This window comes from Comamonas sp. CMM03, from assembly GCF_019218715.1.
GTDB lineage: Bacteria > Pseudomonadota > Gammaproteobacteria > Burkholderiales > Burkholderiaceae_C > Comamonas > Comamonas terrigena.
On record NZ_JAHUXB010000001.1, the window covers coordinates 781,944 to 796,225 of the forward strand.

Sequence of the window (14,282 nt, forward strand, 5' to 3'; positions counted from 1 at the left end):
CTTGTCGGCGCTACCATTGGCCTTATCTGTACGCCATGCCACCGTTGGTAGGAGAGCTTGTGCTGTCCTACAAATGCTTGCATGTCGTCCCTCTGTTTTTGGTCTGAAGGCGACTCAAAATACGCCCGAAGCCGTCGCTACAATGAATTCCATGGCTACCGAACAACCTCCTATTCAACCTCCCAAGCCGCAGCTTCCACGCGAAGAGGGCGGTGGTTCGGTCGTGCTGGAGCGGCGCACCCAGAAGGTCGCCCCCCCACCGATGTACCAGGTGGTGATGCTCAACGACGATTTCACCCCGATGGAGTTCGTGATCGTGGTGTTGCAGGAATTTTTTGGCAAAGACCGCGAGGCGGCCACCCAGATCATGCTCAAGATCCACCTGGACGGTCGGGGCGTGTGCGGGGTGTATTCCCGCGACGTGGCCTCCACCAAGGTGGAACAGGTGTTACAGGCAGCCAACAAGGCCGGTCATCCGCTGCAGGCTGTCAGCGAGCCTATTGAATAACTGCCGATCGCCCCGATTTCAGAGTAGATTTACACAACTGGCAAGCGCAAAGGAGCCACTACATGATTGCCCAGGAACTGGAAGTCAGCTTGCACATGGCATTCGTCGAGGCGCGTCAGCAGCGCCACGAATTCATCACGGTGGAGCACCTGCTGCTTGCCCTGCTGGATAACCCCAGCGCGGCGGAAGTCTTGCGTGCCTGCTCTGCGAACATCGATGACCTGCGTGCTTCGCTGACCAACTTCATCAAAGACAACACGCCTCAGGTGGCTGGCACCGAGGAAGTGGATACACAACCCACGCTGGGCTTCCAGCGGGTGATCCAACGCGCCATCATGCATGTGCAGTCCACAGGCAATGGCAAGAAGGAAGTGACCGGCGCCAACGTGCTGGTGGCCATCTTCGGCGAGAAAGACTCCCATGCCGTGTACTACCTGCACCAGCAGGGCGTGACGCGCCTGGATGTGGTCAATTTCATTGCCCACGGCATCAAGAAGAGCGAACCCCCGGAACCCGCCAAGGCGGACACGCCCATGGACGGCGACGAGGGCATGGGCAGCGAGCGCAATGAAAAGGCCTCGCCGCTGGAGCAGTACACGCTGAACCTGAACCAGGCGGCCAAGGACGGCAAGATCGATCCACTGATCGGGCGCGAGTACGAAGTCGAGCGCACGATCCAGATCTTGTGCCGCCGCCGCAAGAACAACCCGCTGCTGGTGGGCGAGGCTGGCGTGGGCAAGACGGCGATTGCCGAAGGCCTGGCATGGCGCATCACCGAGGGCACGGTGCCCGAGGTGCTGGCCGAAGCCAATGTCTATTCGCTGGACATGGGCGCACTGCTGGCCGGGACCAAGTACCGGGGGGACTTCGAGCAGCGCCTCAAGGGCGTGCTCAAGTCGCTCAAGGACAAGCCCAACGCCATCCTGTTCATTGACGAAATCCACACCCTGATCGGTGCCGGTGCGGCATCGGGCGGCACGCTGGATGCGTCCAATCTGCTCAAGCCGGCGCTGTCCAGCGGCCAGCTCAAGTGCATCGGCGCGACCACGTTCACGGAGTACCGCGGTATCTTCGAAAAAGACGCTGCGCTGTCGCGCCGTTTCCAGAAGGTGGATGTGGTCGAGCCGACCGTGCAGGAAACCGTGGACATCCTCAAGGGCCTCAAGAGCCGCTTTGAAGAGCACCACGGCGTGAAGTACGCCACGGCCGCACTGCAGGCTGCCGCCGAGCTGTCGGCCAAGTACATCAACGACCGCCATCTGCCGGACAAGGCGATCGATGTGATCGACGAGGCCGGTGCTGCCCAGCGCATTCAGCTGGCCAGCAAGCGCAAGAAGACCATCGGCCGCGCCGAGATCGAAGAGATCGTGGCCAAGATCGCCCGCATTCCGCCGGCCAATGTCTCCAACGACGACCGCAGCAAGCTGCAGACGCTGGAGCGCGACCTCAAGAGCGTGGTGTTCGGCCAGGACAAGGCCCTGGAAGTGCTGGCGTCGGCCGTCAAGATGGCCCGCTCGGGTCTGGGCAAGCCGGAAAAGCCGATCGGCTCCTTCCTGTTCTCCGGCCCCACCGGGGTCGGCAAGACGGAAGCCGCCAAGCAGCTGGCCTACATCCTGGGCGTGGACCTGATCCGTTTCGACATGTCCGAGTACATGGAGCGCCATGCGGTCAGCCGCCTGATCGGCGCGCCTCCCGGCTATGTGGGCTATGACCAGGGCGGTCTGCTGACCGAGGCCATCACCAAGAAGCCGCACTCCGTGCTGCTGCTGGATGAAATCGAGAAGGCGCACCCGGACATCTTCAACGTGCTGCTGCAGGTCATGGACCACGGCACGCTGACGGACAACAACGGACGCAAGGCCGACTTCCGCAACGTGATCATCATCATGACCACCAATGCTGGCGCCGAGACCATGAACAAGGCCACCATCGGCTTCACCAACCCGCGCCAGGCCGGGGACGAGATGGGCGACATCAAGCGCCTGTTCACCCCCGAGTTCCGCAACCGCCTGGATGCGACGGTGAGCTTCAAGCCGCTGGACGAGCAGGTCATCCTGCGCGTGGTGGACAAGTTCCTGCTGCAGCTGGAGCAGCAACTGGCCGAGAAGAAGGTGGAAGTCACGTTCACCGACACCTTGCGCAAGCACCTGGCGAAGACGGGCTTCGATCCGCTGATGGGTGCCCGCCCGATGCAGCGCCTGATCCAGGACACCATCCGCCGCTCGCTGGCCGACGAACTGCTGTTCGGCCGCCTGACCGACGGTGGCCGCCTGGAGGTGGACTGGATTGCCGACGCCAACGAAGGCAAGGGCGATGTCCAGCTGGACATCTCTCCGCTGCCCAAGAAGGAGCGCAGCAAGTCGGAGCCGGCCGAGCCGGAAGAGGCTGCTGCAGCGGATTGATGCAGCTCCAGTGCGTATAGCGTGCTACAAAACCGGCAGCAGGTCTGCCGGTTTTTTTATGCCTGCACGCGCGGCGGTGCAGCCTGGCTGGCGGCACGGTGCTGACACTGGCACTGCGGATTTGTCGGCATACTCTGGCCTGCCACGGTGCAGTCTGCTTGCGCCGCTTCGGCCTTGTGGGCGTGCCGTGCGCCTGTCTCCTGGGAGCTTTGTGTGGATTGGATTGCGTCGTACCTCACGCACCACAACCTGATGCTGCTGCTGTCCGTGGTCTGGACGGCGTATGTGGTGGTGGTCGGGGTCTGGATCTTGCTGCAGCGTCGCGCGCCGGTGGCCACGCTGAGCTGGCTGTTGTCCATGGCGGTGATCCCGGTGGTCGGGATTGGCGTGTACTACTTTCTGGGGCCACGCCGGCTCAAGCGCCAGCGGCTGCGGCGCTTGCGCAGCCGGCGCAAGTCGCGTGCGCGCAGCAGCATTGCCCGCCTGCGCGAGAAAGTGCCCCAGGCGCCGGACCGTCTGCAGCAGGTGGTCAAGCTGGTCACGGCGTCCACCCATTTCCCGATCAGCACGGCCGACGAGGTGGAGCTGCTGGTGGGCGGAGCGGCCACGTTCGACTCCATCACGGACGCGGTGCGCGCGGCCCGCCACCATGTGCACCTGGAGTACTACATCTTCGAGCCTGACAAGACGGGGCTGGCGCTGCTGGCGCTGCTCCAGGAAAAAGCCCGGGCTGGCGTCAAGGTGCGGCTGCTCGTGGATGCGCTGGGCTCCAAGAATCTGGGGCGCCAGCACTACCAGCCGCTGGAAGAGGCCGGGGCGGAGTTTGCCCTGTTCCACCCGACCAAGCTGGGCCGTCGCGTGCGGCCGGTGATCAACTTTCGCACCCACCGCAAGATCGTGGTCATCGACGGCTGCATCGGTTACACCGGCGGCGTTAACATCACCGACGAGGAAGACCGCCGCATCCTACCGGACGCTTACCACGATGTGCATGTGCGCCTGCAGGGGCCGGTGGTCAACTGGCTGCAGACCGTGTTTCTGGAGGACTGGGCCTATGCGCTGGATTACAACCGCCGCAACGAGCCCAGTGACTTCGAAAACATCCTGCCCGAGCTGCCCGAGGGCAAGCAGGTGGTGCAGATCATGGCGTCCGGCCCGGACAGCAGCATGGAAGCCATCCACCGCGTGCATGTGGCCGCCATCCATGCCGCGGCCAAGCGCCTGTGGCTGACCACGCCGTACTTCGTGCCCACCGAAGCCAGCATGCTGGCGCTGACCAATGCGGCGCTGCGGGGGGTGGATGTCTGTCTGCTGGTGCCCGAGAAATCCGATTCGCGGCTGGTGACGGCGGCCGCACGGTCCTATTTCGACGAGCTGATCAGCTGCGGGGTGAAGGTGTTCGAGTACCAGGCCAGCATGCTGCATTCCAAGACCATGCTGGTGGATGACTTCATGGGCATCATCGGCACGGCCAATTTCGACAACCGCAGCTTTCGCCTGAACTACGAGGTCTGCGCCATTGCCTATGGCGAGGCCTTCAACGGCAAGCTGGCCACTCAGTTCCAGGAAGACCTGAAGCTGGCGCGCCGCGTGGGCTATGCCCGGCCGCAGCCGTTCTGGCAGCGGCTGTTCGATTCCGCCGCGCGGCTGTGTTCCCCCTTGCTGTAACGCACCATGCACTACGCTTTGAGAGACCAGCCGGTCGATGTGCCCGCCGCGACGCCCGCGCAGCTGCTGGACTGGGCGCACCAGCACCCGCGCTGGCTGGTGATTACCGGTGCAGGCTGCAGCACGGAGGCGGGCATTCCGGACTACCGCGACCAGGCCGGGCAGTGGAAGCGCCCGCAGCCCGTGACCTACCAGGCCTTCATGGGCGATACGCTGGTGCGCCAGCGCTACTGGGCGCGCAGCCTGGTGGGCTGGCGGGTGATGGGCCATGCCCGGCCCGGAGCCGCCCACCATGCGCTGGCGGCGCTGGAGGACGCCGGCCATGTGCAGCTGCTGCTGACCCAGAACGTGGACGGCCTGCACAGCGCCGCAGGCAGCCGCAAGGTGCTGGACCTGCATGGCCGCATCGACACCGTGCGCTGCATGGACTGCGGCCACCGCTTTGCGCGGGCCGACTGGCAGCGGGCGCTGGAGGCCCTGAATCCCGACTGGGTGCAGCTGCAGGCCCGTACCGCGCCGGATGGTGATGCCGATCTGGACGGACTGCCGTTTGCCGAGTTCCGCATTCCGCCCTGTCCGTACTGCGGCACCGGCGTGCTCAAGCCCGATGTGGTGTTCTTTGGCGAGAGCGTGCCGCGCGAGCGGGTGCAGCGCGGCCTGGACACCCTGGCCCAGGTGGACGGGGTGCTGGTGGCCGGTTCTTCGCTGATGGTGTATTCGGGCTTTCGCTTTGTGCAGGCGGCGGCCGCTGCGGGGCTGCCGGTGCTGGCCATCAACCAGGGGCGCACGCGGGCTGATGCGCTGCTGGCGGCCAAGCTGCAGGCCGATGTGGGGCAGTCCCTGCAGGCGCTGGCCCAGGGGCTGGGGGCCGGGGGCAACTGACACGGCTGACTCCACTGACAGGGGCGGGGGCGTGGCCGATTCCCGACACAGTGCAGCGCAGCGCCCGGCAGGCCGGGAGCGCCTGCGCTTGCAGGCATACTCGCCCCCATGGCTGAATCCGCTTCCCTCACTTTTCTGTGGCACGACTACGAGACCTTCGGTGCCAATCCCCGTTATGACCGCCCGGCGCAGTTTGCGGCCATCCGCACCGACATGGAGCTCAACGAAGTCGGCGAGCCGCTGATGTTCTACTGCCAGCCGGCCCCGGATTACCTGCCCGATCCCCAGTCCTGCCTGATCACCGGCATCACCCCCCAGCAATGCCTGGAAGAGGGCGTGCCCGAGGTGGAGTTTGCCAACCGCATCGAAGCCGCGTTCAGCCAGCCGGGCACCGTGGGCGTGGGCTACAACACCATCCGCTTTGACGACGAGGTGACGCGCTTTCTGTTCTGGCGCAACCTGATCGACCCCTATGCCCGGGAATGGCAGAACGACTGCAGCCGCTGGGACCTGCTGGATGTGGTGCGCATGGTCTATGCGCTGCGCCCGGACGGCATCCAGTGGCCGAAGAAGGACGACGGCAGCCCCAGCTTCAAGCTGGAAGACCTGGCCCGCGCCAACGGCCTGCTGCACGCGCAGGCCCACGATGCGCTCAGCGACGTGCGCGCCACCATTGCGCTGGCGCGGCTGATCCGCCAGGCACAGCCCAAGCTGTTTGAATTTGCCTTTGCCCTGCGCAAGAAGGACCGGGTGCTGCACGAGATGGGCCTGCCCGCCGTGCAGGTCGATGCCCGGCCTTTTCTGCACGTCAGCGGCATGATCCGCCCCGAGCGCGGCTGCATTGCCATGATGTGGCCGCTGGCCCAGCACCCGACCAACAAGAACGAGGTGATCTGCTGGGACCTGAATGCCGACCCGTCCGAGCTGGCCAGCCTGGACGCCGAGCAGCTTCGCCTGCGCCTGTTCACGCGCCAGGCCGATCTGCCGGAAGGCGTGCAGCGCCTGCCGATCAAGAGCATCCACATCAACAAGTCGCCGATGGTGGTGCGCAATCTGAAGACGCTGTCGCCCGAAATGGCCGCGCAATGGGGCCTGGACATGGCGCAGTGCATCGAACATGCCGTGGCCGCACGCGCGCTGCCCGACATGAGTGCGCTGTGGAAGCAGGTGTACCAGCGCCAGGACGGCCATGGCCCGCAGGATGTGGACCAGGACCTGTACAACGGCTTTGTCGGCCCCAACGACCGCCGCCACCTGAACCAGCTGCGCGGCCTGAACCCGCAGGAGCTGGCGGTCAGCCGCATGGGCTTTGACGACAAGCGCCTGCCCGAGCTGGTGTTCCGCTGGCGCGCCCGCAACTGGCCGCAGACGCTGAACCCGCAGGAGCAGGCCCGCTGGGAGCAGCTGCGTGCGGCCTTCCTGGTGGAAGGCCAGGGCGGTACCCGCACGGCCGAGCAGATGTTTGCCCAGATTGACGATCTGTCGGAAAACGCCAGCGAGCAGGGGGAGGAGATCCTGGGCATGCTGTACGACTACGCCGAAAGCATCATCCCGGAAATGTGAGCGGGCGGGCCGTGCCCAGCCGCCGTGCGCCGGGGGCAGGCTGGGTCCCGGTGCCAGGCGGGTGGGGTATCCCTCAGCGCCGCCACCACCCCACAACCTCACAACCGTCCAGGGCCATCCGCGGCGGGGTGTGGGGGCAGGGCCACGCCGGTTTGGCCATTTGTCTTATAGGATTTCCCTTGGAGGCCCGCCTTTTCTATAGTCGGTTTCCATGTCCTGTCCTTTGTTCCTGACGTGGTTGCCGCGCATGGCCACGGCCGTGCGGCCGCTTGGCGCGACGGGATGGCGCATGGCCGCAGGGGCGGTCTGCCTGGGCGGGGTACTGGTACAGGTCCAGGCACAGACGGTGCGCCCCGGTCTGTGGGAGTTCGAAGGCCGGCAGTCGCAACTGCGCCAGAGCAGCGGGCAGACGGTGGACATGCAGAAGATCAACCAGCAGCTGGAAACCCAGTTGCTGGGCATGGAGCCCGGCGTGCGCCGCATGCTGGAGGACAACCTGCGCAGCGCTGGGGTGGTAGTGGACCGGGGGCGCAGCCAGTTGCTGTGCGTGCCGCCCGACCAGATCCAGCTGGCACGGCTGGTCGAGCGCCAGCAGCAGGAGGGATGCACCTTCACCCTGCAGGAGCGCGGTGCCGATTTTGTGCGCGGCCAGCTCAAATGCACCGAGCCACGGGGGCAGGGCAGCCATGTGGCATCGGTCATCACGCCCGAGCGGCTGAGCACCCGCACCGAGCTGAAGATCCCGCAGGGCCAGCTGATCATCACCGCGTCCGCCCAATGGATTGCCGCCGACTGCGGCAATGCCGCCGAGGTGGGCCGCCAGCGGCAGCAGGAGCGCTCGCTGTTCGGCGGGGGCAAGTAAGGGCGGGCCGCACCGGGGCCCACTCCACCTACTACACGTTCTACACGCACCACGCTCTACACACTCTGTCCTAAGATTGCCGCCCGGGGGAGGCTTGGGCTGGTCGCCCGTGCGGGTGATGTGGCTCAGCCAAAGAACCGGTAGCAGACCACGATGGCGGCCACCACGCCGGCCAGCTCGGCAATCAGGGCGCAGGGCACGGCATGGCGTGCACGCTGTATGCCCACGGCGCCAAAGTACACGGCCAGCACATAGAAGGTGGTTTCGGTGCTGCCCTGGATGGTGGCGGCGGCCAGGGCGGCAAAGCTGTCCACCCCCTGGGTCTGCATGGTCTCGATCAGCATGGCGCGTGCCGCGCTGCCGGAAAACGGCTTGACCAGGGCCGTGGGCAGGGCGTCCACAAAGCGGGTGTCCATGCCCAGCACGTCCACGACCCAGCGAATGCCGTCCAGCGCATAGCCCAGCGCGCCGGAGGCTCGGAACACGCCCACGGCGCAGAGCATGGCCACCAGATAGGGCAGCAGGCCCTTGGCCACGTCAAACCCTTCCTTGGCCCCGGCAATGAAGCTGTCGTACACGGCGACCTTTTTCCAGGCGCCCAGGCAGACGAACAGCAACACGAGGGCGAACAAGGTCAGATTGCCCAGCAGCGCCGACAGGCTGGCCAGCGCGGCGGCGCTCAGCGTGCTCAGCAGCGCCATGAAGCCGGCCAGGCCCAGGGCCACCGGCAGCAGATAGGCCAGCACCACCGGGCTGAACAGCGGCAGGCGCTGCACCAGGGCCACGGCCAGCAGGCCGGCCAATGTGGAGCAGCTGGTGGCCAGCAGAATCGGCAGGAACACCAGCGTGGGGTCGGGAGCGCCTTGCTGCATGCGGTACATGAAGATGGTGACCGGCAGCAGCGTCAGCGACGAGGCGTTGAGTACCAGGAACAGGATCTGGGCATTGGTGGCGGTGTCGGGCCGGGGGTTGAGCGTCTGCAGCTCCTGCATGGCCTTGAGCCCCATGGGCGTGGCGGCGTTGTCCAGCCCCAGGCCGTTGGCGGCAAAGTTCAGCGTGATCAGGCCCAGCGCCGGGTGGCCGCGTGGGACTTCGGGCATCAGCTTGCCAAACAGCGGACCCAGCACCTTGGCCAGCCACTGCACCACGCCGGCCTGTTCGGCAATGCGCAGAAAGCCCAGCCACAGTGTGAGCGTGCCGAACAGCAGCACCATCACCTCGACCGACAGCTTGGCCATGGCAAACAGCGCCTGCACCATGTTGGCAAACACCTGGGCCTGGCCGCCCAGCAGCCACTGCGCGGCTGCGGCCACGGCGGCAATCACAAAAAAGCCCAGCCACAGGGCGTTGAGCATGGAAGTTCTCCCTCAGGGCAGATGTCATGGGTCTTGGACGCCGCCATTGTCGCGCGGCGCACAGGGACTGCCGATCGTCACCGGCGTGTAACAAGAAGTTTTCACAATCAGCGCACGCGCAACGTTCCCTTTGTGATCTTGACCACTGCTTCATCTTCTTTCCCTGCCGCCGCACGCCTGTGGGCCGGGCCCCGTGGGTTCTATGGCGCGGCGCTGGGCCGCGTGGGGGGCGCTATTTCCGGTTGGCCGCTGCTGCGCTGGGCACCGCCGGTGCTGGTGCTGACCGCGCTGGCGCTGTCCTGGTGGTTCACCAGCCAACGCCTGCAGTCGCAGGAGGACCAGCTGTGGGAGGCTGCCCTGAGCCAGCAGGCTGCCGTGGCGGCCAGCCTGCAGGAGAGCCTGGTGCAGGCGGTGGACAAAGGCCATCTGATGGCCCTGATTGCAGCGGAGGCGCTGGACGGTGCACCGCAGGAGGTGGCCCAGACCCGCCGCCGCCTGCTGGCCATGCAGGCGGCCGACCCCACCTTGCTGCGCTTTGCGGTGCTGGATGCGCAGGGCGAGCGCCTGCTCAGCTCCACGCCGGTACAGGACGGCGTGGCGCAGCTGCCGCTGGTGGACCCGGCCCTGCTGCGCAGTGCCGCGCGCCAGCAGAGCCCGGCCGCGCGCCAGGTGCAGGTGCTGCCGGTGTTGCCAGGGGGCAAGGAATTCGTTCCCGACACGCCCAACGTGCGACCCGTGTCCCTGCTGCTGGGCATGCCACCGGCCTGGGCGGCGCAGGGCGATGCGCTGAGCCAGGTGCCGTCGCCTGGCGGCTTTTTGCTGCAGGCCATCGATCTGGTGCATTTCCTGGGCCCGTACCGGGGCGCGGACATGCACACGGGCACCCTCATCCAGGTGCTGGCGCCGGATGGCAGCGTGCTGGCGGCCATGCAAGACCGTGCGCTGCTGGCGTCGCCGCCCGGTCAGCGCCAGGCGGTGCTGGCCCAGCAGCCCGGTGTGCAGGGGCACGGCCGGCTGCGGCTGGACGACCAGCAACTGCATCTGGTCAGCTGGCGGCGCAATGCCGGCACCCCGTTCACCGTGGTCGTCAGCCAGGACCTGCCCCGGCTGCTGGCCGAACACCGCGCCAACAGCAGGCGTGCATGGGGACTGCTGGCGCTGCTGACGGCCATCACCTTGCTGGCCACCTTGGCGCTGGCCCGGGTGCTGGGGCGGCAGCACCACCTGTTCCAGGCGCTGTCGGTGGCGGACGCCAAGAACCAGTCGCTGATCGAGCAGCTGGAGCAGGAAAAAATCCGTGCGCTGGAGCTGGCGGGCAGCGACCACCTGACGGGACTGCACAACCGCCGCATGTTCAACGAGCTGGTGGCCAGCCACCTGGCGCTGGCGCGGCGCAGCCCCAAGCATTACGCGCTGCTGTACCTGGACCTGGACCGTTTCAAGCAGATCAACGACAGCCTGGGCCACCATGTGGGCGATTTGCTGCTGCAGGCCGTGGCCCAGCGCCTGCGTTCCCTGGTGCGCGGCAGCGACATCATCGGCCGCATGGGGGGCGACGAGTTTGCCGTGCTGGTCACCGCCATGGAGCAGCTGGCCGACATGGACCAGCTGGCCAGCAAGCTGGTGGCCCAGCTCAGCCAGCCCTATGTGGGCCTGGACGGGCACAACCTGCAACTGAGCCCCAGCATCGGCATTGCCTTCTTTCCGCGCGACGGCCATGACGTGGCCACGCTGTGCCAGCACGCGGACATGGCCATGTACGCCTCCAAGCGCGCGGGGCGGGGGCGTGCCACCTATTACGACACCCAGCTCAACCCGGCCGACGACCGCGGCTGGCAGCTGGAGCGCGAGCTGGCGCAGGCCATTGCCGGTGAACAGCTGGTGCTGCATTTCCAGCCCAAGGTGCGGCTGGAGGACTGCCGCATCGAAGGTTTCGAGGCCCTGGTGCGCTGGCAGCACCCGGCTTTCGGGCTGATCTACCCCGGAGAATTCATTGCCCTGGCCGAGAAGAACGGCCTGATCGCCGAGCTGGGGGACTGGGTGATCCGCGCCTGCTGCCAGCAGGCGGCGGCCTGGCGCCAGCAGGGGCTGGACACGGTGCCGATTGCGGTCAATGTGTCGGCCCTGCAGCTGCGCGACACGGCGTTTCCCACGCGCATGGCCACCTATCTGCAGCAGTACGGCGTGCGGGCCAGCGACCTGGAGCTGGAAATCACCGAAAGCTGCCTGGTGGAGCCCGTGGACCTGGCGGTGCGGGTGCTCAACCAGCTGGAGGGCATGGGCATGCGCATCGGCCTGGACGACTTCGGCACCGGTTTTTCCAGCCTGAGCCAGATCCGCCACCTGCCCATCGACACCATCAAGCTGGACCGCTCGTTTGTGGACGACATCCGCTCCAGCCCCGAGGCCGGGGTGCTGGTGACGTCCATCATCACGCTGGCCCACAACCTGAAGATGCGGGTGGTGGCCGAAGGCGTGGAGCTGCGCGACCAGCTGGTCTACCTGAAGACCGCCGGCTGCGATGCGGCCCAGGGTTACATCCTCAGCCGCCCCGTGCCGGCGCAGGAGACGCAGCGCCTGCTGCGCCAGGGCATTCTGGAGCCGGCATGAAGGCCGGCCGTCCCTGCGGCGCCTGCGGCCGATAGGGGGCGGGCACAGGCGCGCCCCTTCACGGGCTTACGGCGCCGTCGTTGTCAAGCGCAGCAACTGCCCATCCGGGGCATCGGTCAGCACATACAGCCAGCCGTCCGGGCCCTGGCGCACATCGCGCACGCGCTGGCCCAGGCCGGGCAGCAGTTTTTCGTGGGCCACCAGACGGTCGCCGTCGAACTTCAGCCGCTCCAGCATGCGGGACTTGAGCGCGCCCACCACCAGCGAGCCCTGCCAGTCCGCGCCATAGCGGCTGCTGCTGACCCAGGCCAGGCCGGACGGGGCAATCGACGGCACCCAGTAGTGCAGCGGCTGCTCCATGCCGTTCTGGCGGGTGATGCCGGCGCCGATCTTGCCGCCGCCGTAGTTCTCGCCATAGGTGATCACCGGCCAGCCGTAGTTCTTGCCGGGCTGGACGCGGTTGACTTCGTCGCCGCCCTGGGGACCGTGTTCGTGCATCCACAGCTGGCCGTCGGGGGACAGCACCGCGCCCTGCGGGCTGCGGTGGCCCCAGCTCCAGATGGCGGGCAGGGCATCGGTGCGGCCAACGAAGGGGTTGTCGGCGGGGATGCTGCCGTCCTTGCCTACGCGCACAATCTTGCCCAGGTGGCTGCGCAGGTTCTGTGCCTCCTCCTTGTAGTGGGAGCGTTCGCCCAGCGTCAGGAACAGGCTGCCGTCCGGCTTGCCGTTCACCATGCGCTCCACGATGCGGCAGCCAAAGTGCAGGGCGCTGTCGTACTTGGGCTGCTGCTCGAAAATCACCTGTACCTGCTGCAGGGCGGTGGCGTCGGCGTTCAGCGTGGCACGGGCCAGGGCGGTGCCGTTCTTGCCGGCATCCGCGCCGGTGCCGGGCTGGCTGTAGCAGAAGTACAGCTGGCGGTTCTGGGCAAAGCCGCTGTCCAGCACCACGTCCAGCAGCCCCCCCTGGCCGCGCGCCACCACGGGCGGCACGCCGGCCAGCGGCGGATTCAGCCGGCCATCGCTTTGCACCACGCGCATGCGGCCGGGGCGCTCGGTCACCAGGTAGCGGCCATCGGGCAAAAAGGCCAGTGCCCAGGGGTGTTCCAGTCCCTGGGCCACGGTCACCGCCTGCAGCGCGCGTGCGGCGGCCGAGCTGGGTGTGGTCGCCGGCGTGGACGGACCCACGGGCTGGGCCTGCGCCATGCTGGTGCCCAGGGCTCCGGCCAGGCACAACGCAGGCAGCAGCAGGCGCCGGCGGGAGGCCGGTCGGGAACCAGGGCCAGAAAAAGCGAGGGAAAAGGGGAGAGAAGAGGGGGAAGGAAACGGTCGGGGATGGGTCATGGGCACTCCAAAAGCACAGGGTATGTCGCAGGACGCAGGTCGGCCCATTGTGGCGGCCGCGCGGTGGAGGCCTTGCGGATTGCGCCTGCGGCGTGCCAGGGAATACGCCCGCCGGGGGGCAGATGGGGCGGCGTTGGAGGGCCGCAGCGGTAAAAAAATCCGAGTCGCCGCCGGGGATCGCTGCGGCAGCACACGCGCGCACCGGGCCAGCGGGTGTATAAAGTCGGCTGCACAGAGCGCTGCGGCGCTTGACCGAAGGCGCGGCCATGGAATTCCTGGACGCGCCTTTGTTGTTCCCCTCTACATCCCTGCATACAAAGGAATCGCACCCATGGGCGCGCAATGGAAAGCCAAGGGCAAGGCCCTGGTCGCCGATGCCAAAGGCAAGCTGTTTGGCAAACTGGTCAAGGAAATCACCGTCGCGGCCCGTCTGGGCGGCGGCGACCCCGGCTCCAATTCGCGCCTGCGCATGGCCATTGAAGCGGCCCGCAAGGCTTCCATGCCCAAGGACACGCTGGACCGTGCGATCAAGAAGGGCTCTGGCGCCGGCGCCGATGCGGTGAACTATTCCAGCGTGCTGTTCGAAGGCTACGGCCCCCAGCGCGTGCCGGTGATGGTCGAGTGCCTGACCGACAACCCCAACCGCACGGCCCCCAATATGCGCGTGTGCTTCCGCAAGGGCCAGCTGACGGCCGTGGCCTGGGACTTTGACCACGTGGGCATGATCGAAGGCGAAGCCGAGGGCGGCGCTGACGTGGAAATGGCCGCCATCGAAGCCGGTGCCCAGGATTTTGAAGCCGGCGAAGAAGAGGGAGTGACCCTGTTCATCACCGACACCACCGACCTGGATACCGTGGCCAAGGCCCTGCCGGCCCAGGGCATCAAGGTGCTGTCCGCCAAGCTGGGCTACAAGGCCAAGAACCCCGTCAGCATGGGCAGCCTGTCCGCCGAAGCGCAGGAAGAAGTGCAGACCTTCCTGGCCGGTCTGGAGAACGACGACGACGTGCAACACGTGTTCGTGGGTCTGGTGGACTGAGGATGCCAGCCGCTGGGGCTGCCCAGCCGGCAACCGCCAAGAAAGGGAGCCCGCC

At 66.8% G+C, this 14,282-nt stretch carries 10 protein-coding genes; 8 read left to right on the plus strand and 2 right to left on the minus strand.

The genetic code is table 11. The features are described from left to right. Nucleotides 1-142: 142 nt before the first annotated feature. From clpS to KW830_RS03570, 6 genes are all read left to right on the plus strand, one after another. Entirely contained in the window at nucleotides 143-508 is a 366-nt protein-coding gene (gene clpS, locus KW830_RS03545; protein ID WP_066532383.1) for an ATP-dependent Clp protease adapter ClpS, read from the plus strand. A gap of 62 nt (nucleotides 509-570) precedes the next feature. Next, on the plus strand, nucleotides 571-2,910 hold the full coding sequence (gene clpA / locus KW830_RS03550; protein WP_066532370.1) for an ATP-dependent Clp protease ATP-binding subunit ClpA: 2,340 nt from the start codon (nucleotides 571-573) through the stop codon (nucleotides 2,908-2,910). Between the two features lie 213 nt (nucleotides 2,911-3,123). Next, nucleotides 3,124-4,578 (plus strand): cardiolipin synthase, encoded by a 1,455-nt coding sequence (gene cls, locus KW830_RS03555; RefSeq protein WP_218332141.1) that lies wholly within the window; start codon nucleotides 3,124-3,126, stop codon nucleotides 4,576-4,578. Nucleotides 4,579-4,584: 6 nt separating this feature from the next. After that, nucleotides 4,585-5,460, plus strand: a complete 876-nt coding sequence (locus KW830_RS03560; protein WP_218332143.1) for an NAD-dependent protein deacetylase — start codon at nucleotides 4,585-4,587, stop codon at nucleotides 5,458-5,460. A gap of 108 nt (nucleotides 5,461-5,568) precedes the next feature. Then, nucleotides 5,569-7,023, plus strand: coding sequence for an exodeoxyribonuclease I (sbcB, locus tag KW830_RS03565; RefSeq protein WP_218332145.1), 1,455 nt, complete (start codon nucleotides 5,569-5,571; stop codon nucleotides 7,021-7,023). Between the two features lie 211 nt (nucleotides 7,024-7,234). Beyond that, nucleotides 7,235-7,885 (plus strand): DUF3617 family protein, encoded by a 651-nt coding sequence (locus KW830_RS03570; protein WP_218332147.1) that lies wholly within the window; start codon nucleotides 7,235-7,237, stop codon nucleotides 7,883-7,885. A gap of 125 nt (nucleotides 7,886-8,010) precedes the next feature. On the opposite strand, the gene KW830_RS03575 is transcribed toward KW830_RS03570, so the two are convergent. Next, the gene (locus KW830_RS03575; RefSeq protein WP_218332149.1) at nucleotides 8,011-9,240 is read right to left on the minus strand and encodes a nucleoside recognition domain-containing protein; all 1,230 of its coding nucleotides are present in this window, start codon (nucleotides 9,238-9,240) and stop codon (nucleotides 8,011-8,013) included. A gap of 138 nt (nucleotides 9,241-9,378) precedes the next feature. Here KW830_RS03575 and KW830_RS03580 point away from each other — a divergent pair, with 138 nt between their 5' ends. After that, on the plus strand, nucleotides 9,379-11,850 hold the full coding sequence (locus tag KW830_RS03580; protein WP_255578054.1) for a bifunctional diguanylate cyclase/phosphodiesterase: 2,472 nt from the start codon (nucleotides 9,379-9,381) through the stop codon (nucleotides 11,848-11,850). Between the two features lie 66 nt (nucleotides 11,851-11,916). Here KW830_RS03580 and KW830_RS03585 read toward each other — a convergent pair whose 3' ends face one another. Next, a complete protein-coding gene (locus KW830_RS03585; protein ID WP_218332616.1) occupies nucleotides 11,917-13,053 on the minus strand; it encodes a PQQ-dependent sugar dehydrogenase in 1,137 nt (378 codons plus the stop codon). A gap of 469 nt (nucleotides 13,054-13,522) precedes the next feature. On the opposite strand from KW830_RS03585, the gene KW830_RS03590 reads away from it, so the two are divergent. After that, nucleotides 13,523-14,227: a YebC/PmpR family DNA-binding transcriptional regulator gene (locus KW830_RS03590; protein WP_066532334.1), complete on the plus strand. Its 705-nt coding sequence runs from the start codon at nucleotides 13,523-13,525 to the stop codon at nucleotides 14,225-14,227. Nucleotides 14,228-14,282: the final 55 nt, after the last annotated feature.

Excerpts from the sequence above, each read along its gene's own strand:
- KW830_RS03575 (WP_218332149.1), bottom strand. The coding sequence starts at position 9,240 with ATGCTCAACGCCCTGTGGCTGGGCTTTTTTGTGATTGCCGCCGTGGCC.
- KW830_RS03585 (WP_218332616.1), bottom strand. The coding sequence starts at position 13,053 with ATGGCGCAGGCCCAGCCCGTGGGTCCGTCCACGCCGGCGACCACACCC.
- KW830_RS03570 (WP_218332147.1), top strand. The coding sequence starts at position 7,235 with ATGTCCTGTCCTTTGTTCCTGACGTGGTTGCCGCGCATGGCCACGGCC.
- KW830_RS03590 (WP_066532334.1), top strand. The coding sequence starts at position 13,523 with ATGGGCGCGCAATGGAAAGCCAAGGGCAAGGCCCTGGTCGCCGATGCC.
- clpS (WP_066532383.1), top strand. The coding sequence starts at position 143 with ATGAATTCCATGGCTACCGAACAACCTCCTATTCAACCTCCCAAGCCG.
- sbcB (WP_218332145.1), top strand. The coding sequence starts at position 5,569 with ATGGCTGAATCCGCTTCCCTCACTTTTCTGTGGCACGACTACGAGACC.
- clpA (WP_066532370.1), top strand. The coding sequence starts at position 571 with ATGATTGCCCAGGAACTGGAAGTCAGCTTGCACATGGCATTCGTCGAG.
- KW830_RS03560 (WP_218332143.1), top strand. The coding sequence starts at position 4,585 with ATGCACTACGCTTTGAGAGACCAGCCGGTCGATGTGCCCGCCGCGACG.